We start from the raw sequence: 22,356 nt of genomic DNA, 5'->3' as shown, positions 1-22,356 counted from the left end.
CCAGGACGAACGGAAACGGAGTGATGACGTGGTGAGCGGCGCGGTGGAGGCCGTGCGGGGCGACGGGCCCCGGTTGCGCGGCGACGCGCTGACCCTCGCGTACGACGGGCGGGTCGTGGTGGAAGGGCTGGACGTCGCCATCCCGGACCGGTCCTTCACGGTCGTCGTGGGGCCCAACGCCTGCGGCAAGTCCACCCTGCTGCGGGCGCTGGCACGCACGCTCAGGCCGTCCGCCGGGGCGGTGCTGCTCGACGGACGGGACGTCACCTCGCTGCCGGCGAGGAAGGTCGCGCGCACCCTCGGCCTGCTGCCGCAGACGTCGGTCGCGCCGGACGGGATCACGGTCGCCGAGCTGGTCGGCCGCGGCCGGTATCCCCACCAGCGGCTGCTGCGCCAGTGGTCGGCGGACGACGAACGGGTCGTGGGGGAGTCGATGGCCGCCACCGGGGTCGCCGACCTCGCCGGACGCCTGGTCGACGAGTTGTCCGGCGGCCAGCGGCAACGGGTGTGGATCGCGATGGCGCTGGCGCAGGAGACGCCGCTGCTGCTGCTGGACGAGCCGACGACCTACCTCGACATCGCCCACCAGATCGAGATCCTCGACCTGTGCGCCCGGCTGCACGAGGAGCGGGGGCGCACGCTCGTGGCCGTGCTCCACGACCTCAACCACGCCGCGCGCTACGCCACCCATCTGATCGCGATGCGCGGCGGGCGCGTCGTGGCCTCCGGCGCTCCCGCCGAGGTGATGACCGCCGGCCTGGTGGAGGAGGTCTTCGGCCTCCCCTGCCGGGTGATCGACGATCCGGAGACCGGCACTCCGCTGGTCGTCCCAGCCGCCCGCCGCCGTACGGGGGAGAAGGAGTCGTGAGCGTGCGGATCTACCGCGATCGGTGGGGCATCCCCCACCTGCGCGCGGGCGACGCCCGCGAACTGGCCTACGCCCAGGGGTTCGTCACCGCGGTGGACCGGGCCTGGCAGCTCGAGGTCGAGCGGCTCCGCGGGGCCGGCACGTCGGCGGCCGTCCTCGGCGCGGACGCCGTCCCGTGGGACCGGTTCGTACGGCAGGTCCGGCTGGACGACACCGCCCGGCGCTGCCTCCGGGCGCTCGACGCGGACACCGCGGCATGGGTGGGCGCGTACGTGGACGGCGTCAACGCGGGCCTGCCCGAGGGAGCCCGCCGCGCCCCGGAGTTCCGGGCGGCAGGGCAGGCGGGGAACGCGGCCGGTCACGAGGAGACAGAGCCCGGCCCCGCCGGGGACGACGGCGCGGCAGGAGACGGCGCGGCCGCGCTCGTGCCGGGCCGGTGGGAGCCGTGGACGCCGCTGGCGGTCTGGCTGTCGCACCACGTCCTGTTCGCGCACGTCCCGGCGAAACTGTGGCGTGAGGCCGTCACCGCCCGGCTCGGCGCGGAGGCCGTGGCGCTGTTCGCCACCGACGGGCCGGGCACCTCCGGAAGCAACGGCTGGCTGGTCCCCGGCGACCGCACCCGCACGGGGGCGCCGATCATCGCCGGAGACCCGCACCGGATCATCGAGGACCCCGGCTTCTATCAGCAGATTCGCCTGGCCTGCCCGGAGTTCGACGTGGCCGGGCTGGCCGTGCCGGGAGTTCCGGGCATCGCCCACTTCGGGCACGCGGGGACGGTCGCCTGGGCGATCACCAACGCCATGGCCGACTACCAGGACCTCTTCCGCGAACGCCTCCGGCGCCGGGACGGCCGCGTCGAGGCGCTCGGCCCGGCCGGCTGGCGGCCCGCCACCGCCCACACCGAGGTCGTCGAGGTCGCCGGAGGCGAGCCCGTCGAGGTGGAGGTGATCGAGACCGAACGCGGCCCGGTCGTCATGGGCGAGCCACCCCGGCCGTACGGGCCCGCGCGGCAGGAGACGAAGGGACGCGCTCCTCGCGACCGGGACGCCGGGCGGGAAGACGGGTCGCCTACCGGCCACGCGGGCGAGTGGGAGGACCGCCCGGACAGCGGGCAGGACGCCGCGCAGGATCCCGGGCGCGAGGACGAACCGGATGCCGGGCGCGAGGACGAACCGGATGCCGGGCGCGAGGACGAGCGCGCGGGCGAGTGGGAGGGAGTGAGCCTGCGGTACCCGCCGCGGGTGTTCCACGACCTGGGATTCGCGACGCTTCCCGCCCTGCTGCGGGCCAGGACCGTGGCCGACGTCGACCAGGCGTTCGACCGGTGGGTGGAGCCCGTCAACGTCGTGCTCGCCGCGGACACCGGCGGCGGCCTGCTGCACCGCGTCGCCGGTCTGGTGCCCGTCCGCCACCCCGGCAACTCGCAGCGGGTCGTGCCCGCCTGGGAGCCCGGCCACGAGTGGCGCGGCAGGCACGCGCCGATGCCCCGCCGGGAGGTCACCGGGATCACGGTGATGGCCAACGAACGAGGAATCTCGGCTCCCTTCGGCGTCGAGTTCGCCCCGCCGTACCGGGCCGACCGGATCAGGGCCCTCCTGGAGGCCGCCCCCGTCTGGTCCGCCGGGGACATGGCGGCGATCCACACCGACACGCTCCTGCCAGGCGCGCGGCCGCTGCTGGGGCTGCTGGCCGGGCTGACCGGGCTCGGTCCCGGCGCCGTACGCCTCCGGGACCGGCTCACCGGCTGGGACCGGCGGATGGACGCGGACAGCGTCGCCGCCGCGGCGTACGCGGATGTGCGTGCCGAGGTGGTGCGGCGCCTGGCGGCCCATCCCGCGCTCGCGCCGCTGGCCGACCTGTCGCACCCGCTCCAGCCCGAACAGGCGCACAGCCCGGATACGAGCACTCCCGTGGAGGCTCGTCCCGCACAGGCCGGCGCCGCGAAGGCCCGTCCCATGCCCGCCGCTCGTCCCACGCAGGCCGGCGGCGGGCCGCCCGTCGACGGTGATCGGGAGGCGCCGGGTGAAGGTGTCGCCTGTCCGGAGGTGTTCCGGCCGTGGCTGGTGGCGGCTCCCCGGATCGCGCACGCCCTGGAGACCCTGCTGACGACCGACCGGCTCCCCGGGCTCGGCCCTGACGATCTGGCCGAGATCGCGCGGGCCGCGCTGGAGGACGTGGCGGCTCGCGGCGAGACCGGCGTCCGGTGGGGTGACCTGCACCGGCTCGTCCCCTGGCGGGCGCTGCCCGCCCCGGCGGCCACTCCGTCGGACCCCTCCGGCGCCGCGCAGGCGGAGCCGGGGGTCTCGGGTGACCACGGTTGTGTGCTGTGCACGTCCAGCGTGCCGGGTGTCACCCATCACTGCGCCCGCGGCCCGGCCGCCCGCTACGTCTGGGACCTCGCACGGCGCGACGCGAGTCTCTGGGTCGTCCCGTTCGGCGCGAGCGGCGTGCCGGGCGACCCCCACCACCGTGACCAGCAGCCGCTGTGGGTGCGCGGCGAACTCGTGCCCCTGGTCACCGACTGGACCCTGCTGACGGAGGAACGACATGATCTCTGAGGCTTCCGCCCGGGCCGTGTACGAGCAGGTGGTGGCCGGGTTTGGCACCGTCCGCATCGTCCCGGTGGACCCGGCGGCCGACGCCGTTCTGATCCACTCGTGGGTCACCCAGGAGCGGGCGAGGTTCTGGGGCATGCTCGACGCGAGCCCCGAGCGGGTCCTGGAGATCTACGACTACCTGGACGGGCTGACCACCCACCACGCCTACCTCGTCCACCGGGACGACCGGCCGGTGGCGCTCCTCCAGACCTACGAGCCGGAGGCGGACCCCGTCGGCGAGTGCTACGACGTCCGGCCGGGCGACTTCGGTGTCCACCTGCTGGTCGGCCCGGCCGCCGGGGAGGGCGAGCGGGGCTTCACCGGCGCGCTGCTGTCCGCGCTCCTGGCGTACGCGTTCTCCGATCCTGCCCACACCCGGATCGTCGCCGAGCCGGACGCCCGCAACGAGAAGGTGATCGGCCGCATGCTGCGGACCGGTTTCACGCTCGGGCCCGAGATCGACCTGCCGGACAAGCGCGCCCGGCTGCTCTTCCTGACCCGAGACGACCGCTGAGAACCAAGGAGTACGCAGTGCTGCTCGACGCCCTTTCCCGGCACCTGGAAGGCCTCGCGGCCGAGCGCGGCGGCGTGCTGGGGGTGCTGCCCGGGCTGGTCGCCGACGACTCCCCCGGCTGGATCCCCGCGGCCGACCTCGTGCGGGAGCCGTACGAGGTCCTGCTCGCGTTCGTGGACGAGACCGCGGCACGCTGGAACGCGCCGCGTCACGTGGCGGCGGCGCTGCTGTGGAAGACCTACGGCTACTGGCACACGATGCCGATGGTCCTCGGCTGGGCCCTCCACCGGCGGGTGCCCGTGATGCGGCTGGAGGACACGCTGGTCAGGCCGTCGGCGGCGGGGATCACGGTGGCGGCGTCCCGGCTCACCGTGGCCGTGCTCCCCGACGACCCCGCGGCCGGAACCGTCACCGGAATCCCCACCGGAACCACGGCCTCGGCCACCGCCACGGCCGTCGGCGCAACCACCGCCGGAACCATGGCCGCGACCCTGGCGGCACCGGTCTCGGGGCCGTCCGGCACGGTCGTCGTCGAGGACCTGGCAGCGGTCATCAGGGCGGCGATCCTCGACGGCCAGCGTCCGTTCGTGCAGGCGCTGAGCGCGGTGGCGCGGGTGGGTGAGCGCACCCTGTGGGGCTCGACCGCGGAGGCGGTCGCCCACCCGCTGCTCGCGCTCGGGCCGTACGCCGAGGCGGCCCGGCTGCTGGAGGAGATCGGACCGCCGGTCGCCGGGCTGCTCGCGCCCGACGGCGACGGGTACCGCCGCCGCACCTGCTGCCTGTGGATCACACTGCCGGACGCAGACCCCTGCTCCACCTGCTGCGTGCGCTGACCCGGCGCCGGGCCCGCGCCCCGGCCGTGGCCGTCCGGCGCGTGCTCGAACCGCGAGCCGGACCGGGAGCTACTGCGACAGGGACGCGGCGGCCGCGTCCCGGCGGCGTCCGGCGGCGGCCCGGGCGGCGAGGAGCACGGACAGGGCCTCGCAGTCGTCCGGGGTGAGCGGCGCGTAGGGGAGCAGGTAGAGCCTGCCCCCGGGCCCGTCGACGAGCTCGACCGGCAGGGGACGGGTGAGCACCTCGGCCGGTGCGGTGATGGCGGTCATGATGAAGCGATTCTTCCGCACGCCACCGACATTTCCCGCGTGCCACAGGCTCGGCCGACCGCTGCGCCGGGGGCCTCGACCGGTCTCACGCCCGCCGCGGGCCTTTCTCACCTCTGCCGGCGGCGGGCTGGTGCTCCTCGCCGACCAGGACCGCGGCCGCTGGGACCGTACGATGATCGAGGAAGGGCTGGCCCTGGTGCCCATGGCGCTGACCGGCGGCCCGGTGGGGCCGTACGGCGTGCAGGCCGCGATCGCCGCCCTGCACGACGAGGCGGCCGACGTCACCACGACCGACTGGCCGCAGATCGTAGCTCTGTACGACGTCCTGTTCGCGCTTACTCCGTCGCCGATCGTGGCGCTGAACCGCGCGGTCGCGGTCGCCATGCGCGACGGGCCGCAGGCCGGGCTGGCGCTCCTGGAGCAGCTCGCGGAAGAGCCCCTGCTGCGGGATCATCACCCCTATCACGTGGCATGCGCCGACCTGCTGTCCCGGCTGGGCCGGAAGGGTGAGGCCGCCGTAGCGTACCGGCGGGCCCTCGACCTCGCCGGCACCGAACCCGAACGCGCTCACCTGCGCCGGAAGCTGGCCCCGGAATGAACCCGAGCCCTGATCAGCCGCGGCTGGGTGTGGGGGTGGGGTTGTAGGTCGGTGTGCTGGTGGGTGTGGGGGTCGGGTTTCTGCTGGGTGTGGGGCTCGGGTTGTACGTCGGGGTACTGCTGGGTGTGGGGGTCGGGTTGCCGCTGGGTGTGGGGCTCGGGTTGTACGTCGGGGTACTGCTGGGTGTGGGGGTCGGGTTTCTGCTGGGTGTGGGGGTGGGGTTGTAGGTCGGTGTGCTGGTGGGTGTGGGGGTCGGGTTTCTGCTGGGCGTGGGGCTCGGGTTGTACGTCGGGGTGCTGCTGGGTGTGGGGGTCGGATTGCCGCTGGGTGTGGGGCTCGGGTTGTACGTCGGGGTGCTGCTGGGTGTGGGGGTCGGATTGCCGCTGGGTGTGGGGCTCGGGTTGTAGGTCGGGGTGCTGGAAGGTGTGGGGGTGGGGTTCCTGCTGGGTGTGGGGCTCGGGTTGTACGTCGGGGTACTGCTGGGTGTGGGGGTCGGGTTCCTGCTGGGTGTGGGGCTCGGGTTGTACGTCGGGGTACTGGAAGCTGTGGGGCTCGGGTCGTCGATGGGGCTCAAGGTGGGGAGCGGCTCCGGCCGGGGATTGATGGTGAGGACGGGGCTTGGGCTGGGACTTGCCGGTATGGCGTGGGCGGCGTCCGCATTCACCAGGTCGCCGGCGAAGACGGCGAGAAGCGCGGTCAGGGAGAGCAGAAGCCCGGACCGTGTGATCGTTGTGTAGTGCATGGGCGCAGGCTGGCTCCCCGCACTTGGAAGTCACTTGTGAGCAGCCGCATGCGCTGGTCGCAGCCGTGGGCGCGCGTTCGCGCGGCGCCACACGCACGTTCCATCCGCTGTTCCCCCGGGCGGGCGGGTTAGGACCGCGTGCCGTCGTCCAGGGTGATGACGACCTTGACGTCCTCGGGTTCCGCGGTGAACGCGTCGGCGAACGACTCCAGCGGCACCCGGCGGGTGATCAGCCGGTTCAGCCAGGCGTGGTCGGCCTGCGCGAGGGCGTCGGCCGCGGCGGCGTAGTGCCGGAGATTGGCGTTCACCGACCCGATGAGGACGTCGTTCTCCAGCACGATGTCGCGGTTGAGGCTCCCGGCGTCGATCGTTAGCCGGCGCCCGGCGGAGGAGACCCCGGTGAGGCAGACGATGCCGTACGGCGCGGTGTTGAAGGCCACCCCGAAGATCACCGGTCCGGCGCCGGTGGCCTCGATGACGACGTCGGGCCGGATCTTCGCGGAGACCTCGCCCGCGTCGCCCGTGTGGTAGTCGGCGCCGAGGTCGCGCACGAGTTCCGGTTTGGGGCCGTCGGTGACCCGGTCGAGGACGTGCACCTCCAGGCCGCGCCGCACGCCGAGCAGCGCGGCCAGCAGGCCGATCGGCCCGGCGCCGGTGACCAGCGCCGTCTTCGGGTGGAACCAGGCCCGGGCGCCGACCTTCTCGACCTCGTCCCAGGCCTTGGCGACGACGCTGGTGGGTTCGAGCAGCACCCCGACGTCCGCCAGCGCGGGATCCAGCTTCACCGCGTAGCCGGGCTCGACCACCCAGGCCCGGCTCGCGTACCCGTCGAGGTCCTTGATGCCGCGCTCGGTGTATCGGCCGTTGCGGCACATGTCGAACTGCCCGTGCGCGCACGCGCCGCACGGCACCGGGTCGGGCCGCCGGACCACTCCGACCACCAGGTCGCCCGGGGCGAAGCCGCTGCCCTCGGGCGCCCGTCGCACCCTGCCCAGCGACTCGTGGCCGATGACCAGCCGCTCGCGGCCGGGCGGGGCCGAGCCGTAGTCGCCCGCGGCGATCTCCTTGTCCGTGCCGCACACTCCGACGGCGAGGCCGTCGACGAGCAGGTCGCCGTCTCCCGGCTCCGGGTCGGGGACGTCGACGACCGCGAGGGAGTCCTTTCTCAGCGGGACGACGGTGAGAGCGCGCATCAACGCCCACCTCCAAGGTGCTCGGCCGGGTCCGCTCCGGACAGGTGACGGGCCGCGTTGACCAGTCCGACGTGGCTGAACGCCTGCGGCGTGTTGCCGAGCTGCCGCCGGGCGACGGGGTCGTACTCCTCGCTGAGCAGCCCGAGGTCGTTGCGCAGATCCAGCAGCCGTTCGAAGAGCTCGTACGCCTCGCGGTGCCGTCCGATGCCGTACAGGGCGTCGGCGAGCCAGAACGTGCAGGTGACGAACGCGCCCTCCGCGCCGGGCAGGCCGTCGACGTCGCCGTCGGCGCCGGGCCGGTAACGCAGCAGGAAGCCGTCGGAGCACAGCTCACGCCGAACCGCCTCCACGGTACCCCGCACGCGCGGGTCGTCCCAGGGCAGGAACCCCGCCCGGGGGATCAGCAGCAGGGCGGCGTCGAGGCCCTGGGACCCGTAGAACTGGGTGAACGTGTTCCGCCCCGGGTCGTAGCCGCGGTCGCACACCTCGGCGTGGATCTTGTCCCGGGTGGCCCGCCACCGGTCCACCGGCCCCTCCAGGCCGAACCGTTCGACGGCCCGCACGGCCCGGTCCATGCCCGCCCAGGCCATGACCTTGGAGTGCACGAAGTGGCGGCGGTCCCCGCGCACCTCCCACAGCCCGTTGTCCGGGTCGTCCCAGTGGCCCTCCAGGAAGTCCAGCAGCGCGCGTTGCAGGTCCCAGGCCTGTTCCTCGGACTCGATGCCCGCCATGCGGGTCAGGTGCAGCCCGTCGAGGACCTCGCCCCACACGTCGAGCTGGAACTGGCCCGACGCCGCGTTGCCCACCCGCACCGGAGCCGACCCCTCGTAGCCGGCCAGCCAGTCGATCGTGTATTCGGGCAGCCGGCGGGTGCCGTCGATGCCGTACATGATCTGCAGGTCGGCCGGATCGCCGGCCGCGGCCCGCAGCAGCCACTCCCGCCACGCCTTGGCCTCCGCGACGAAACCGGTGCCGAGCAGCGCCTGCAGCGTGAACGTCGCGTCGCGCAGCCAGCAGAACCGGTAGTCCCAGTTGCGCGGGCCGCCGAGCTGTTCCGGCAGCGAGGTGGTGACCGCGGCGACGATGCCGCCGGTCGGCTTGTAGGTCAGCGCCTTGAGGACGACCAGCGAGCGGCGCACCGCGTCCTCCCACCGGCCCTTGTAGCGGAAGCCGCGCAGCCACGACGTCCAGAACGCCTCGGTGTCGGCGATGGCCCGCTCGGCGTCCACCGGCTTCGGCGTGCGTTCGTGCGAGCGCCGGTAGGTCAGCACGAACGGCACCCGCTGCCCGGCGGCGACGGTGAAGTCGGCGTAGGTGGTCATGTCCTCGCCGCGCAGCGGCACCGGGGTGCTCAGCCAGGCGGCGTCCGGCCCGGCGACCGCGACCAGTTCGCCGTCCCGGCTCCGCACCCAGGGCACGATGTGGCCGTAGTCGAACCGCAGCCGGAGCGTCATCCGCATCGGCACCCGTCCGCTCAGGCCCTCGACCACGCGTACGACGTCGGCCGCCTCGCCGCGCGGCGGCATCGCGTCGATCACCCGTACGGAGCCCTCGGGGGTGTCCCACTCCGTTTCGAGCACGAGGGAGTCGCCCCGGTAGCGGCGGCGCGTGCACAGCCCGCCCGCGGCGGGGGCCACCCGCCAGAAGCCGGCCCGTTCGTCGCCGAGCAGGGCGGCGAAGCACGCCGGGGCGTCGAACCGGGGCAGGCACAGCCAGTCGACCGACCCGTCCCGGCCGACCAGCGCTGCCGTCTGCAGATCACCGAGCAGTCCGTAGTCCTCGATCCGCAACGCCACCGCGCGCCCCCACAGCCGTCCGCCACTCCTGAACCGGCGCGCTACCCCGGCAAAGGGAACGTATGTACTGTGCAACGAAACTGTGCTGAGGAAGGGCGGGGCGGAGGCGGTGCCGGACGGGCAGGAGCTCCCGGAACGCGCTCCTGCCCGTCCTGCCCGATGGCCCGCCGAGCCGTCAGCCGCGCCTGGGCTCCAGGCGCACGGCGGTGACTCCGCAGTCGAACGGCGTCACGGAGACCACGTGGAAGCGCTTCTTGTCGCCGCCGCCGGGGAACACCGGCAGGCCCGCCCCGATCGCGGTCGGGTTGACGAACAGGTTGAGCTCGTCGATCAGGTCGGCGGCGATCAGGCTCGTCACCAGCGTGCTGCCGCCGTACGTGATCAGGTCGCCGCCCGGCTGGGCCTTGAGCTTGCCGATGGTCTCCGCGAGGTCGCCGCCGGCCACGACGGCGTTGTCCCAGGGCGACTCCGCGAGGTCGTTGGAGATGACGGTCTTGGGCGTGTTGTTCATGAAGTCGATGGCCTCCTGGGTCTCCCCCTCGGGACCGGACGCCCAGGCCGGGATGAACCCCTCGGCGAGCCGGCGGCCGAGGACGATGTGGTCGACGTTCTCCATGAGCCCGGTGATGTAGGCGCCGAGGTCGTCGGTCCACGGGAAGGTCATCCAGTCCATCTCGCCGTGCGGACCGCCCATGTAGCCGTCGATGGTGGTCTGGACCTGAAGCTTGAGCTTGCGCATGATTTGTTCCTTCTTCTTCGCTGAGTGAGAGGTCAGGCGACGTACGGAGTCCTGGCGCGGGCCTCGCTGAGCGCGGCGGCCCACCAGGCGAGCTGGTCGAGCATCGTCGTGACGCTGGTGTTGCAGGCGGCGCCGTCCTTGGGCCAGCTTCCGTCCGCGGCGAACAGGTCCCAGTAGCACGGAAGGCTGATGGTGCCCTGGAGCGTCACCGCGTGCAGTTCGGCGAAGATCTGCCGCAACTGCGCGACGGCGTGCAGGCCGCCGGACTCCCGGCCGTAGGAGATGAAGGCGACCGGCTTGGCGTGCCACTCCTCGTAGTACCAGTCGATCGCGGTCTTGAGCGACGCGGGGAAGCTCTGGTTGTACTCCGGGGTGACGACGGCGAAGGCGTCGGCGGCGGCCAGGCGTGCGCCCAGCTCCGCCACCTGCGGCGGGACGAGGTCGTCGTGGTCGCCGAGGGTCGCCGGGACGCGGGTCTCCGCGAGGTCGATCAGGTCGATCTCGAAGTCGCCGCGCCGGCGCGCCCGGGTGGTGAACCACTGCGCCACCGTCGGGCCGAACCTGCCGCTGCGGGTGCTGCCGATGATGACCGCCAGCACTGGTCTCGTGGTGTCCGGCATCCTCGGCCTCCCTTTTCCCGCTTCGCCGTCCGGCTGATGTCCCCGACTCTCGCAGGGGGCGTTTACGGTTCGTTTACGGTGTCCTCTCGCCCCCGGCGTTAGGGTGCGCAGCATGCGTTTCGGAGTCCTGGGTCCGCTCGCGGTGTGGACGGCGGGGGGCGAGCCGGTGGCGGTGCCCGGCGCGAAGGTGCGCGCCCTGCTCGCCGTGCTGCTGCTCAACGACGGGCGGCCGGTCTCCGCCGACCGGCTGATCGACGACCTGTGGGGGGACGACCCGCCGCGGCGCAATCCCCTCGGCGCGCTGTCGGCCAAGGTCTCCCAGCTCCGCAGGGCGCTGGAGGACGCGCAACCCGGGGCGCGTGAGCTCGTCGTCTCCCGCCCGCCGGCCTACCGGCTGCTCCTGGACGACGAGGCGGTGGACGTCCGGCGGTTCCACGCGCTCACCACGCGGGCCCGGCAGGCCGGCGACCCGAGGGCCGGGGCGGCCCTGTTCGCCGAGGCGCTGGCCCTGTGGCGCGGCCCGGCGTTCGCCGACTTCACCGACGAGCCGTTCGCCCAGGCCGTGATCGCGAGACTGGCCGAGCAGCGGCTGACCACGCTGGAGGACGCGGCCGAGGCCCGGCTGGCGCTCGGCGAGCACGCGGTGCTCGCCGCCGAGCTCGGCGACCTGGTCGCCGCCCATCCCCTGCGCGAACGGCTGCGGGCCGCGTACATGCGGGCCCTGTACGGCGCCGGACGCCAGAGCGAGGCGCTGGAGAGCTACGAGGAACTGCGCCGCCTGCTCGGCGACGAGCTGGGGCTGGACCCCGGCCCCGAGCTCGCCGCGCTGCAGCGGGCGATCCTCACCCAGGACCTGCAGGCGCCGCCCGCACCGGACCGGCGGCCCCGCTCGAACCTGCCCGCCCCGCACACCGAGCTGGTCGGGCGGGAGAGCGCGGTCGCCGAGATCGGCGCGCTGCTGCGGGACGAGCGGCTGGTGACGCTGACCGGCCCGGGCGGCGTGGGGAAGACCCGGCTCGCGACCGAGGTCGCCGACGGCCGGCGGGACCTGCCCGACGGGGTGTGGCTCGTCGAGCTGGCCGGGGTGAGAAACGGGGTGCGGAACGGGGTGCGGAACGGCCTGCGGGCCGGTGCGGTGGCCGACGCGGTGACCGCGGCTCTCGACATCAGGGAGGGCGACCACGCCGACCTGTCCGCGGCGCTGCGGTCCAGAGACCTCCTGCTCGTCCTGGACAACTGCGAACACGTGATCGACGAGGTGGCGGCTTTGGCGGAGCGCCTGCTGCGGACCTCCCCCGGCCTGCGGATCCTCGCCACCAGCCGGGAACCGCTCGCCCTGGCGGGGGAGGTCGTGTGGGACGTGCCGCCGCTCGACGTCCCGGGCCGCGACGCCGGACCGGGCGCGCTGGCGGAGTCCAGCGCCGTGCGGCTGTTCGTCGCGCGCACGGCCGCCGCCGTGCGGGGCTTCACGCTCGACGACGGCAACGCCGCGGCCGTCGCGCTGCTGTGCCGCCGCCTGGACGGCATCCCGCTCGCCCTGGAACTGGCCGCGACACGGGTCCGCGCGCTGGGCGTGCAGGGGGTGGTGGACCGGCTGGACGACCGGTTCCGCCTGCTGGCCACCGGCCACCGCGGCGCCCCGCCCCGGCAGCGGACGCTCATGGCGATGATCGACTGGAGCTGGGAGCTGCTGAGCGTCCCCGAGCGGACGGTGCTGCGCAGGCTGGCCGTACACGCCGACGGATGCACGGTGGAGGCCGCCGAGTCCGTGTGCGGCGGTGACGACCTCGACGTGCTCACCCTGCTCGTACGGCTGGTCGACCGCTCGCTGGTCGTGATGCTGCCGACTCCGGAGGGACCGCGTTACCGGTTGCTGGAGTCGGTGGCCGCCTACTGCGCGGACCGCCTGGCGGAGGCCGGGGAACGGGAGCGGATCCGGCGGCGGCACCGGGACCACTACCTCGCCCTCGCGGAGCGGGCGGCACCCCTGCTCCGCGGCCCCGAGCAGCGCCGGACGCTGCGGCTCCTCGACGCCGAGGCCGCCAACCTGCGCGCCGCGCTGGACCACTGCCTGGCGGACCGGGACGCCGCCGCCGCGCTGCGGCTGACCGGCGCCCTCGCCTGGCACTGGTTCCTGCGCGGGCGGCTGACCGAGGCCCGGCGCTCCCTCCAGGCCGCTCTGTCGCTCGCCGAAGACGGCACGGCGGTCAGCGCGGGGCACGTCGGGGAGGACGGCGGGGAGGACCTCGCGCGTCTCGCCGACGAGGTCCGGATATGGCTGGCCGGTTTCGCGGCCCTGCAGGGCGACGCCGCCGGCGGCGCAGCGGTCGCCGACCGGCTGGACGCCGGCCGGAGCAGGGCCGTGTGGTTCCTCGCCCACGCCTCGCTCGGCTACCTGGACCTCGCCGACAGCGAGAAGCTGCTGGCCCGCGCCCTCGACGCGGCCGCAGCCGAGGGCGACCGGTGGGCGGAGGCCGCCGCCCTCATGACCCGTGCCCAGCTCGCCCACGTACGCGGCGACCTGGCGGCCCTGGAACGCGACGCGGCGCGGAGCGCCCGGATGTTCGCCGAGATCGGCGACCGCTTCGGCCGGATGGGCGCCACGGGCTGGCTGGCCGCCCTGGCCGAGGCCACCGGCGACCACGCGCACGCCACCCGCCTGCACCGGGAGGCCCTCGGCATGGCCGAAGAGCTCGGGCTGTGGCCGGAGGTCGCGAACAGACTGTGCTGGCTCGGCTGGATCCACACCCAGCAGGGCGACCACGCGGCGGCCCTCGACGACGGAGCGAGGGCGCTGCGCCTGGCCGGTGAGCAGGGATACCGGCCCGGCGAGGTCTTCGCCGGGACCGTGCTCGCCTACGCCTCCCGGCGCGGCGGCGACCTCGACACGGCCGAGACACACCTGCGGCGGCTGCTGGAGACCGCGCCGTATCCCCCGGCGCACGAGGACGACCCGCCGTCCGTACACGTCCCGATGCTCCTGGTGGAGCTGGGTTTCGCCGCGGAACTGCGCGGCGACGCCGACGCCGCGCTGCGCCTGCACGTGGAGGCGTTCGACCTCGCGGCGCGGCTGGACGCGCCGCGCGACCAGGTGGGCGCGCTGGAGGGACTGGCCGGGGCGCTCGCCCTGACAGGCGACCACGCCGGGGCGGCCGAGGTGCTCGGCGCCGCCGAAGCGGCCCGCGACGCGAACCGGCTGCCCCCCGCTCCGGCCGAACGGGCCGACCTCGACCGCGTCACCGCCGCCTGCCGCGACGCCCTCGGCGAGGAGTCGTTCACCGCCGCCCGCGCCCGCGGCTCCCTCCTCGGCCCCGAGGCGGCGCGCGCCCGGCACGGCCGGGAGCACCCGGATCGCGCGATACAGCGATCTTCGTAGTGGCGACGTCAATAATCCCGCCATAGGCGTATATAAAGCGTCAACGGGCGCAGAACCCCGCATTTTTCGTGATTCGCTGACTGGGAATCGCCCGTCCGAGGGCGGCATGATGCGAATCGAGGAGTGAGGATGACCGACGTCGTCTTCGCCGCCCTGACGATCGCGAGTTTCGTGATCCTGGGCCTGGTCGTGAGCGCGGTGGAGCGGTTGTGAACGCCGTCAACGCCGCCGGTCTGGCCGTGGTCGCCATTCTGCTGGTCTTCATGGTCGTGGCCCTGCTGTTCCCGGAACGGTTCTGATGACCTTTCCGACGAACCCCGCCGTCAGCGCCGTCCTGGTCGCCGGGACCGTCCTCGTCGCCCTGGCGCTCTGCTACCGGCCACTCGGCGACCACATGTTCCGGGTCTACACCGGCACCCGGCACTGGCGGGTCGAGCGGATGGTCTACCGCCTGATCGGCGTGGACGCCGACGCCGAGCAGGGATGGCCGGCGTACGCCCGCGCCCTGCTCGCGTTCTCGGTCGTCTCCGTGCTCGCCCTCTACGCCCTGCAACGGCTGCAGGACCACCTGTTCCTCAGCCTCGGGATGCCCGCCGTACCGCCGGACCTGGCGTGGAACACCGCGGTCGCGTTCGTCACCAACACGGACTGGCAGGCATACTCGGGCGAGTCGGCCATGGGCCACGTCGTGCAGACCGCGGGCCTGGCCGTGCAGAACTTCGTGTCCGCGGCGGCCGGCCTCGCCGTGGCGGTCGCGCTGCTGCGCGGGTTCGCCCGCGCGAGGAGCGACACCCTGGGCAACTTCTGGGTCGACCTGGTGCGCGGCACGATCCGGATCCTGCTGCCGATCGCGTTCGCCGCCGCGATCCTGCTGGTGGCCGGGGGAGCGCTGCAGAGCTTCGGCGGCCACCACGGCTGGACCACCCTCGCGGGCGGCGGGCAGACCCTCACCCCGGCCGGCGCGGCCGGCCAGGAGGCGATCAAGGACCTGGGCACCAACGGCGGCGGCGTCTTCAACGCCAACTCCGCCCATCCCTGGGAGAACCCCACCGCCTGGACGAACCTGCTGGAGATCTTCCTGCTCCTGGTGATCGCGACGTCACTGCCCCGGACCTTCGGGCGGATGGTCGGCGACAACCGGCAGGGCTACGTCATCGTCTCGGTGATGGCCGTGCTCGCGCTGGTCAGTATCGGCGTGACCCAGACGGCCGAACTACAGGCGGCAGGGACCGTGCCGCAGGTGACGGCGGGTACGGCGCCGCAGTGGGCCGGTCAGGCGGCGGAGGGCCGCGAGGCCCGCTTCGGCGTGCCGGACTCCGCGCTGTTCGCCAGTGCGGCGACCCTGACCTCCACCGGCTCGGTCGACTCCGCCCACGACTCCTACACCGCGTTCGGCGGCGGCATGCTGATCGTCAACATGCTGCTCGGAGAGGTCGCGCCCGGCGGCGCCGGCTCCGGGCTGTACGGCATCCTCGTCCTCGCGGTGATCACCGTCTTCGTCGCGGGCCTGATGGTGGGCCGCACCCCCGAGTACCTCGGCAAGAAGATCGGCTCCCGGGAGATCAAGCTGGCCTCGCTGTACTTCCTGGCGACCCCGGTCGTGGTGCTGCTGGGCACGGCGGTCGCGATGGGCACGGGAGCGGGCCGCGCGGGCATCGGGAACGGAGGCGCCCACGGCCTGTCGGAGGTCCTCTACGCCTTCGCCTCCACGGGCAACAACAACGGCTCGGCCTTCGCCGGGCTGTCGGCGAACACGCCCTTCTACAACACGGCGCTCGGTCTGTGCATGCTGCTCGGCCGGTTCCTGCCGATGGTGCTGGTCCTGGCGCTGGCGGGGTCCCTGGCCCGGCAGGCGCCGGTCCCCGTCTCGGCGGGCACGCTGCCGACCCACCGCCCGCAGTTCGCCGGCCTGCTCGCCGGGGTGACGGTCGTCCTCGTCGCCCTCACCTTCCTCCCCGCGCTCGCGCTCGGGCCGCTCGCGGAAGGCCTGTCCCGATGAGCCCCCGGACGAGCCTCCGGACGACACGCGGCGGCTCCCCGGGGCACGCCGGCGGGGGCATGACCGGCCTCCGGCAGGCGGCCCGCGCGCTGCCCGGGGCGGTGCGGAAGCTGAACCCCGCCACCATGTGGCGCAACCCGGTCATGTTCATCGTCGAGATCGGCGCGCTCTTCACGACCGTCCTCGCGGCCACGACCCCGTCCTTCTTCGCCTGGGCGATCACCGGATGGCTGTGGCTCACCGTGCTGTTCGCCAACCTGGCCGAGGCGGTGGCGGAGGGCCGGGGCAGGGCGCAGGCGGCGGCGCTGCGCGCCGCGAGACGCGACACGGTCGCCCGCCGCCTCGTCGACCCGGCCGACCTCGCCAAGTGGGAGGAGGTCGGCGCGCCGGACCTGCGCCAGGGCGACCACGTGATCGTGGAGGCGGGCGAGACCATCCCCGGCGACGGCGACGTGGTCGACGGCATCGCCTCGGTGGACGAGTCGGCCATCACGGGGGAGTCGGCGCCGGTCATCCGCGAGTCCGGCGGCGACCGCTCCGCCGTCACCGGCGGCACGCGGGTCCTGTCGGACCGGATCGTCGTACGAGTCACCCAGCGGCCGGGCGAGAGCTTTCTCGACCGGATGATCTCCCTGGTCGAGGGGGCCGACCGCAGGAAGACGCCCAACGAGATCGCCCTCAACATCCTGCTGGCCGCTCTGACGATCATCTTCCTGGTCGCCACCGCGACCATGCAGCCGCTGGCCGTCTTCTCCCGATCGGTCAACCCCGGCGTGGCCGACTCGATCGCCCTCACCTCCGACGGGGTCACCGGCGTCGTGCTGGCGGCGCTGGTCGTCTGCCTCATCCCCACCACGATCGGCGCGCTGCTGTCGGCCATCGGCATCGCCGGGATGGACCGCCTGGTCCAGCGCAACGTGCTGGCCATGTCGGGCCGGGCGGTCGAGGCCGCGGGCGACGTGTCCACGCTCCTGCTCGACAAGACCGGCACGATCACCCTGGGCAACCGGCAGGCGGCGGCGTTCCTGCCCGTGCCGGGTGTGCCCGCGCTCGAACTTGCCAGGGCGGCGCAGCTGTCGAGTCTCACCGACGCCACCCCCGAGGGCCGTTCCATCGTGGTCTACGCGAAGAACGCGTACGGGCTGCGCGAACGGGAGCCGGGCGAGCTCGCCCACGCCGGGTGGGTCCCCTTCACGGCCCAGACCCGCATGTCCGGCGTGGACATGGACGGCCGGCGGATCCGCAAGGGCGCCGCCACCGCGGTCATGAAGTGGGTGCGCGACAACGGCGGCCATCCGACCGCCGACGCGGGTCACCTGGTCGACGGCATCTCCGCCTCCGGCGGCACCCCGCTGGTGGTGGGCGAGGTGAGCGGCGGCGCGGCCCGGGTGCTCGGGGTCATCCACCTCAAGGACGTGGTCAAGGAGGGGATGCGCGAGCGGTTCGACGCGATGCGCCGGATGGGCATCAGGACCGTGATGATCACCGGGGACAACGCGCTGACCGCCAGGGCCATCGCGGAGGAGGCCGGGGTCGACGACTTCCTCGCCGAGGCCACCCCCGAGGACAAGCTGGCCCTGATCAGGCGGGAGCAGGAGGGCGGCCGGCTGGTCGCGATGACCGGGGACGGCACCAACGACGCGCCCGCGCTGGCCCAGTCGGACGTCGGCGTCGCCATGAACACCGGCACCAGCGCCGCCAAGGAGGCCGGCAACATGGTCGACCTCGACTCCAACCCGACCAAGCTCATCGAGATCGTCGAGATCGGCAAGCAGCTGCTCATCACCCGCGGCGCGCTGACCACGTTCTCGATCGCCAACGACGTCGCGAAGTACTTCGCGATCATCCCGGCCATGTTCGCGGCCGTCTACCCGGGCCTGGGCGCGCTCAACGTCATGCGCCTGGCCAGCCCGCAGTCGGCGATCCTGTCGGCCGTCGTCTTCAACGCGCTGGTGATCGTCGCGCTGATCCCGCTGGCCCTCAAAGGCGTCCGCTACCGGCCGAGCAGCGCCTCCACCCTGCTGCGGCGCAACCTGTGCGTGTACGGCCTGGGCGGGATCGTGGTCCCCTTCGCCGGCATCAAGCTGATCGACCTCGTCGTCCGCCTCCTTCCGGGGATGTCCTGAATGAAACACCTGCCCAGTCCGATCCGCCGGCACCTGGCCGCCGTCCGCGCGGTGCTGGTGCTCACCGTGGTGACGGGGATCGTCTATCCACTGGCCGTCACCGGGGTGGCCCAGGTCCTGTTCCGGCACCAGGCGAACGGCAGCCTGATCGAGCGGAACGGCCGGATCGTCGGCAGCTCGCTCATCGGCCAGTCGTTCACCGACGCCGCCGGCGCTCCGATCCCCCGCTACTTCCAGAGCCGGCCGGCCGCGCCGGGTCACGTCTACGACACCACCTCCAGCGGTGCGGGAAACCTCGGGCCGGAGGACGTCGTCGACACCCTCCCCGCTCCGGGCCGGAACGGCCGGACCTCCCTGCTCACCCAGGTCTGCGCGCGCTCCCTGGCGGTGGGCCGGCTGGAGGGCGTCAGCGGCGCCCGCCCGTTCTGCACCCCCGGCGGGGTCGGCGCCGTGCTCAAGGTCTTCCCCGCGACCGGCGCCGCGACCAGGGTCGTCTCGGTCAACCAGGCCTGTCCGGCCACCCCGTTCGTCCCCCGCTACCAGGGCGTACGGGTCGAGTGCGCCCGGCCGGGCGAGGACTACTCCGCGGGCCGCACCGTGCCCGTCCGGGGCGCCGTCGCCCGGGTCGCCGTTCCCCCCGACGCGGTCACCGCCGGGGCGTCGGGCCTCGACCCGCACATCTCCGTGGCGTACGCCGTGCTGCAGGCGCCGCGCGTGGCGAGGGCCCGGGGCCGCACAGTGGAGAGGGTGATGGATCTCGTCCGGCGGCACACCGTGGGCCCGTGGCTCGGCTACGTCGGCCGCCCGGTCGTGAACGTGCTCGAACTCAACCTCGCCCTGGACGAGGAGTAGGAGGCCGCGGTGGCACGCGGACGGCTGCGAATCTACCTGGGCGCGGCGCCGGGCGTCGGCAAGACGTACGCCATGCTCGACGAGGGCCGCCGGGGCCTGGAACGCGGCCGGGACGTCGTCGTCGGGCTCGTCGAGACGCACGACCGCCCCCGGACCGCCGCGCTGCTCGCCGGCATGGAGGTGATCCCCCGCAGGCAGGTGGTCTACCGGGGGGCCGTCTTCGGCGAGCTGGACGTCGAGGCCGTCGTCGCCCGCCATCCGAAGATCGCGCTGATCGACGAGCTGGCGCACACCAACACCCCCGGCTCCGGGCACGCCAAGCGGTGGCAGGACATCGAGGAGATCCTCGACGCCGGCATCGACGTGATCTCCACGGTGAACATCCAGCATCTGGAGTCGGTCAACGACGTCGTCTTCCAGATCACCGGCATCCCGCAGCGCGAGACCGTGCCGGACGAGGTGGTGCGGCGGGCCGACCAGGTCGAGCTGGTCGACATGTCGCCCGAGGCGCTGCGCCGCCGCATGGCGCACGGGAACGTCTACCGGCCGGAGAAGATCGACGCCGCCCTCTCCAACTACTTCCGGGTGGGCAACCTCACCGCTCTGCGGGAGCTGGCGCTGCTGTGGGTCGCCGACAAGGTCGACGAACAGCTCGACCGTTACCGCGCCGAGCACGGCATCGCGGGCACCTGGGAGGCGCGCGAGCGGGTGGTGGTGGCCCTCAGCGGCGGACCGGAGGGAGACACCCTGCTCAGGCGGGCGGCCCGCATCGCCGACCGGACCAAGGGCGCCGACCTGCTGGCCGTACACGTGACCACCGGCGAAGGGCTCACCGGCGCGCACCCGGCGCACCTGGCACGTCAGCGGGCGCTGGTGGAGAGCATGGGCGGCACCTACCACCAGGTCGCCGGCGCCGACATCGCGCACGCGCTGCTCGACTTCGCCCGCGGGGTCAACGCCACCCAGCTGGTGCTCGGCGCGTCCCGGCGGGGCCGGACGGCCCGGCTGTTCTCCCCCGGTGTCTCGGTGATCGCCACCGCCGACTCCGGCTCGATCGACGTGCACATGGTCACGCACGAGGAGATGAGCAGGGGACGGCGCCGGGCGCCGCGCCGGGAGGCCGCCCTCACGCCCATCCGGCGGCTGGCCGGCTGGGCGCTCGCCGTCCTGGGGATGGGCGCGCTGACCGCCGTGCTGCTCCCGTTCCGCGACGGGCTGCGGCTGCCCAGCGAGATGCTGCTGTACCTACTCGTGATCATCGCGGTCGCCCTGGCCGGGGGCCTGCGGCCGGCCCTCACCGCCGCCGTCGGCGGGTTCCTGCTGCTCAACTGGTTCTTCACCGCGCCCGTGCACACCTGGACGATCTCCGACCCGGAGAAGGTCTTCTCGCTGGTCGTCTTCGTGCTCGTCGCCGCCACGGTCAGCGCCGTGGTGGATCTGGCGGCCCGCCGCACCCGTGAGGCCGCGCGGGCGGGGGCGGACGCCGCGCTGCTGTCCACTCTGGCCGGGCACGTGCTCCGGGGCGACGCCGCGCTGCCGTCCCTGCTCGCCCGGCTGCGGGAGACCTTCGGCCTCACCTCGGTCACGTTGCTCGAACGCGTCGGCACACCGGTCCCGGACGACCGCGGCGACCCGCGGGCGTGGCGGATCGCGGCCACCGCGGGCGGCACGCCCTGCACCAGCCCGGCCGCGGCCGACACCGACGTCGTCGTGGACGAGGAACTGACGCTCGCGGTGCGCGGACGCCTGCTGGACGCCGCCGACCGCCGGGTGCTGGAGGCGTTCGCCGCGGAGGCCGCCGTCGCGCTGCGCCAGCGGCGGCTGCGGGAGGAGGCCGACCAGGCCAGGCCGCTGGCCGAGGCCGACCGGATGCGCACGGCGCTGCTCGCCGCCGTCGGCCATGACCTGCGCACGCCGCTGGCGTCGGCCAGGGCCGCGGTCGAGAGCCTGCGCACCACCGGCGTCGACTGGTCACCGCAGGACCGGGAGGAGCTTCTCGCGACCGCCGACGAATCGCTGATCAAGCTGAACCGGCTGGTGGACAACCTGCTCGACATGAGCCGCCTGCAGGCCGGCGTGCTGGGGCTGGCGCGTCAGCCGGTCGCCCTGGAGGAGGTGGTGCCCCGGGCTATCGACGACCTCGGGCCGCCCGGCGTCCGCGTCGACGCGGACGTCTCCGTCGAGCTCCCCGAGGTCGTCGCCGACGCCGCCCTGCTCGAACGGGTCCTGGTCAACCTGCTGTCCAACGCGGTCCGGCACAGCCCGCCCGAGGAGCGCATCCTCGTCACCGCCAGCGCGTACGGCGACCACGTGGAGGTCCGGGTCGTCGACCGCGGTCCCGGCATCCCCCGTGAGGCCCACGACCGGGTCTTCCTGCCGTTCCAGCGGCTCGGCGACCGGGACAGCCACACCGGCGTCGGGCTGGGCCTGGCCCTGTCGCGCGGGCTCGCCGAGGCCATGGGTGGCACGCTGGTCCCGGAGGAGACACCCGGGGGAGGTCTCACCATGATCCTCACCCTGCCCGTCTCCGCGCCGGCGCCGGCCGCACGTCCCGAGGAGCTCGCTTGACCCGCGTCCTGGTCGTCGACGACGAGCCGCAGATCCTCCGGGCGCTGCGGATCAACCTGGTCGCCCGCCACTACGAGGTGGCGACGGCCGCCGACGGCGGCACCGCCCTGCGCCAGGCCGCCGAGTTCAATCCCGATCTGGTGCTGCTCGATCTCGGCCTGCCCGACCTCGACGGCGTGGAGGTCATCCACGGCCTGCGCGGCTGGAGTGCCGTGCCGATCGTGGTGCTGTCCGGCCGGGCCGGAAACCAGGACAAGGTCGACGCGCTGGACGCCGGCGCCGACGACTACGTCACCAAGCCCTTCCACATCGAGGAACTGCTGGCCCGCATCCGCGCCGTCACCCGCCGGACCTCCGTACCCGAGGCCGAGACGGCGCGGGTCAGCGTCGGCGACCACGTCGTCGACCTGGCGGCCAAGACGGTCTCGGGAGACGTGCGCCTCACCCCGACGGAGTGGCGCATCCTGCAGATCATGCTGCGCAACCCCGGAAAGCTGATCAGCCAGCGCCAGCTGCTGACCGAGGTGTGGGGGAGCACCCACGTCAGGGAGACCCACTATCTGCGGCAGTACCTGGCGCAGTTGCGCAAGAAGCTCGAACGCGACCCCGCCCGCCCGGTCCACCTCATCACCGAGCCCGGCATGGGCTACCGCTTCACCCCCTGA

General features: G+C 73.7%; 19 protein-coding genes. 14 read left to right on the top strand and 5 right to left on the bottom strand.

What is annotated here, in order from left to right:
* The first annotated feature begins 28 nt into the window (after positions 1-28).
* The 4 genes from HHX37_RS01645 to HHX37_RS01630 are packed head-to-tail and all read left to right on the top strand — an operon-like array spanning position 29 to position 4,812.
* A complete protein-coding gene (locus HHX37_RS01645; RefSeq protein ID WP_310738195.1) occupies positions 29-868 on the top strand; it encodes an ABC transporter ATP-binding protein in 840 nt (279 codons plus the stop codon).
* Positions 865-3,426: a penicillin acylase family protein gene (locus tag HHX37_RS01640; RefSeq protein ID WP_182884282.1), complete on the top strand. Its 2,562-nt coding sequence runs from the start codon at positions 865-867 to the stop codon at positions 3,424-3,426. Before HHX37_RS01645 ends, HHX37_RS01640 begins: the two co-directional genes overlap by 4 nt.
* Positions 3,416-3,979: a GNAT family N-acetyltransferase gene (locus tag HHX37_RS01635; protein ID WP_182884281.1), complete on the top strand. Its 564-nt coding sequence runs from the start codon at positions 3,416-3,418 to the stop codon at positions 3,977-3,979. Before HHX37_RS01640 ends, HHX37_RS01635 begins: the two co-directional genes overlap by 11 nt.
* A gap of 17 nt (positions 3,980-3,996) precedes the next feature.
* The gene (locus HHX37_RS01630; RefSeq protein ID WP_182884280.1) at positions 3,997-4,812 is read left to right on the top strand and encodes a (2Fe-2S)-binding protein; all 816 of its coding nucleotides are present in this window, start codon (positions 3,997-3,999) and stop codon (positions 4,810-4,812) included.
* A 69-nt stretch (positions 4,813-4,881) separates the two neighbouring features.
* Here HHX37_RS01630 and HHX37_RS01625 read toward each other — a convergent pair whose 3' ends face one another.
* Positions 4,882-5,082, bottom strand: a complete 201-nt coding sequence (locus HHX37_RS01625) for a hypothetical protein (protein WP_182881820.1) — start codon at positions 5,080-5,082, stop codon at positions 4,882-4,884.
* 130 nt (positions 5,083-5,212) lie between these two features.
* Here HHX37_RS01625 and HHX37_RS01620 point away from each other — a divergent pair, with 130 nt between their 5' ends.
* The 3 genes from HHX37_RS01620 (at position 5,213) to HHX37_RS01610 (ending at position 6,417) form a co-directional block, all read left to right on the top strand.
* Positions 5,213-5,680, top strand: coding sequence for a hypothetical protein (locus HHX37_RS01620; RefSeq protein WP_259406132.1), 468 nt, complete (start codon positions 5,213-5,215; stop codon positions 5,678-5,680).
* Positions 5,681-5,925: 245 nt separating this feature from the next.
* On the top strand, positions 5,926-6,087 hold the full coding sequence (locus HHX37_RS01615) for a hypothetical protein (RefSeq protein WP_182884279.1): 162 nt from the start codon (positions 5,926-5,928) through the stop codon (positions 6,085-6,087).
* A gap of 24 nt (positions 6,088-6,111) precedes the next feature.
* On the top strand, positions 6,112-6,417 hold the full coding sequence (locus HHX37_RS01610) for a hypothetical protein (RefSeq protein ID WP_182884278.1): 306 nt from the start codon (positions 6,112-6,114) through the stop codon (positions 6,415-6,417).
* A gap of 133 nt (positions 6,418-6,550) precedes the next feature.
* On the opposite strand, the gene HHX37_RS01605 is transcribed toward HHX37_RS01610, so the two are convergent.
* The 4 genes from HHX37_RS01605 to HHX37_RS01590 form a co-directional block, all read right to left on the bottom strand.
* Entirely contained in the window at positions 6,551-7,615 is a 1,065-nt protein-coding gene (locus HHX37_RS01605) for a glucose 1-dehydrogenase (RefSeq protein WP_182884277.1), read from the bottom strand.
* Positions 7,615-9,411, bottom strand: coding sequence for a glycoside hydrolase family 15 protein (locus HHX37_RS01600; RefSeq protein ID WP_182884276.1), 1,797 nt, complete (start codon positions 9,409-9,411; stop codon positions 7,615-7,617). The genes HHX37_RS01605 and HHX37_RS01600 overlap by 1 nt, the downstream gene beginning before the upstream one ends.
* A gap of 175 nt (positions 9,412-9,586) precedes the next feature.
* Positions 9,587-10,150, bottom strand: a complete 564-nt coding sequence (locus tag HHX37_RS01595; RefSeq protein WP_182881816.1) for a dihydrofolate reductase family protein — start codon at positions 10,148-10,150, stop codon at positions 9,587-9,589.
* A gap of 32 nt (positions 10,151-10,182) precedes the next feature.
* Entirely contained in the window at positions 10,183-10,770 is a 588-nt protein-coding gene (locus HHX37_RS01590) for an NADPH-dependent FMN reductase (protein WP_182884275.1), read from the bottom strand.
* 112 nt (positions 10,771-10,882) lie between these two features.
* Here HHX37_RS01590 and HHX37_RS01585 point away from each other — a divergent pair, with 112 nt between their 5' ends.
* The 7 genes from HHX37_RS01585 to HHX37_RS01555 all read left to right on the top strand — a co-directional run bounded on the left by HHX37_RS01585 (position 10,883) and on the right by HHX37_RS01555 (position 22,356).
* The gene (locus HHX37_RS01585) at positions 10,883-14,146 is read left to right on the top strand and encodes a BTAD domain-containing putative transcriptional regulator (protein WP_182884274.1); all 3,264 of its coding nucleotides are present in this window, start codon (positions 10,883-10,885) and stop codon (positions 14,144-14,146) included.
* A gap of 209 nt (positions 14,147-14,355) precedes the next feature.
* Positions 14,356-14,445 carry a potassium-transporting ATPase subunit F gene (locus HHX37_RS01580; RefSeq protein WP_182884273.1) on the top strand — a complete coding sequence of 30 codons (90 nt, stop codon included), beginning with the start codon at positions 14,356-14,358 and terminating at the stop codon, positions 14,443-14,445.
* Positions 14,445-16,145 (top strand): potassium-transporting ATPase subunit KdpA, encoded by a 1,701-nt coding sequence (gene kdpA / locus HHX37_RS01575; protein ID WP_182884272.1) that lies wholly within the window; start codon positions 14,445-14,447, stop codon positions 16,143-16,145. The genes HHX37_RS01580 and kdpA overlap by 1 nt, the downstream gene beginning before the upstream one ends.
* Before the next feature lie 59 nt (positions 16,146-16,204).
* Positions 16,205-18,271: a potassium-transporting ATPase subunit KdpB gene (gene kdpB, locus HHX37_RS01570; protein WP_259406131.1), complete on the top strand. Its 2,067-nt coding sequence runs from the start codon at positions 16,205-16,207 to the stop codon at positions 18,269-18,271.
* Entirely contained in the window at positions 18,272-19,123 is an 852-nt protein-coding gene (locus HHX37_RS01565; protein ID WP_182881811.1) for a potassium-transporting ATPase subunit C, read from the top strand.
* A gap of 9 nt (positions 19,124-19,132) precedes the next feature.
* Positions 19,133-21,691 carry a sensor histidine kinase gene (locus tag HHX37_RS01560; protein WP_182884270.1) on the top strand — a complete coding sequence of 853 codons (2,559 nt, stop codon included), beginning with the start codon at positions 19,133-19,135 and terminating at the stop codon, positions 21,689-21,691.
* Complete coding sequence (locus HHX37_RS01555) at positions 21,688-22,356, top strand: response regulator (protein WP_111697433.1); 669 nt, start codon at positions 21,688-21,690, stop codon at positions 22,354-22,356. Before HHX37_RS01560 ends, HHX37_RS01555 begins: the two co-directional genes overlap by 4 nt.

This window comes from Microbispora sp. H10885, assembly GCF_014161415.1.
Classification (GTDB): Bacteria; Actinomycetota; Actinomycetes; order Streptosporangiales; family Streptosporangiaceae; genus Microbispora; species Microbispora triticiradicis.
The sequence above is the reverse complement of the archived record's forward strand: the minus strand, read 5'-3'. Positions and strand labels throughout refer to the sequence as shown.

Bases quoted from the DNA above. Each gene is read 5' to 3' on its own strand.
- HHX37_RS01635 (WP_182884281.1), top strand. From the start codon at position 3,416: ATGATCTCTGAGGCTTCCGCCCGGGCCGTGTACGAGCAGGTGGTGGCC.
- HHX37_RS01625 (WP_182881820.1), bottom strand. From the start codon at position 5,082: ATGACCGCCATCACCGCACCGGCCGAGGTGCTCACCCGTCCCCTGCCG.
- HHX37_RS01605 (WP_182884277.1), bottom strand. From the start codon at position 7,615: ATGCGCGCTCTCACCGTCGTCCCGCTGAGAAAGGACTCCCTCGCGGTC.
- HHX37_RS01595 (WP_182881816.1), bottom strand. From the start codon at position 10,150: ATGCGCAAGCTCAAGCTTCAGGTCCAGACCACCATCGACGGCTACATG.
- HHX37_RS01590 (WP_182884275.1), bottom strand. From the start codon at position 10,770: ATGCCGGACACCACGAGACCAGTGCTGGCGGTCATCATCGGCAGCACC.
- HHX37_RS01585 (WP_182884274.1), top strand. From the start codon at position 10,883: ATGCGTTTCGGAGTCCTGGGTCCGCTCGCGGTGTGGACGGCGGGGGGC.
- kdpA (WP_182884272.1), top strand. From the start codon at position 14,445: ATGACCTTTCCGACGAACCCCGCCGTCAGCGCCGTCCTGGTCGCCGGG.
- kdpB (WP_259406131.1), top strand. From the start codon at position 16,205: ATGACCGGCCTCCGGCAGGCGGCCCGCGCGCTGCCCGGGGCGGTGCGG.
- HHX37_RS01565 (WP_182881811.1), top strand. From the start codon at position 18,272: ATGAAACACCTGCCCAGTCCGATCCGCCGGCACCTGGCCGCCGTCCGC.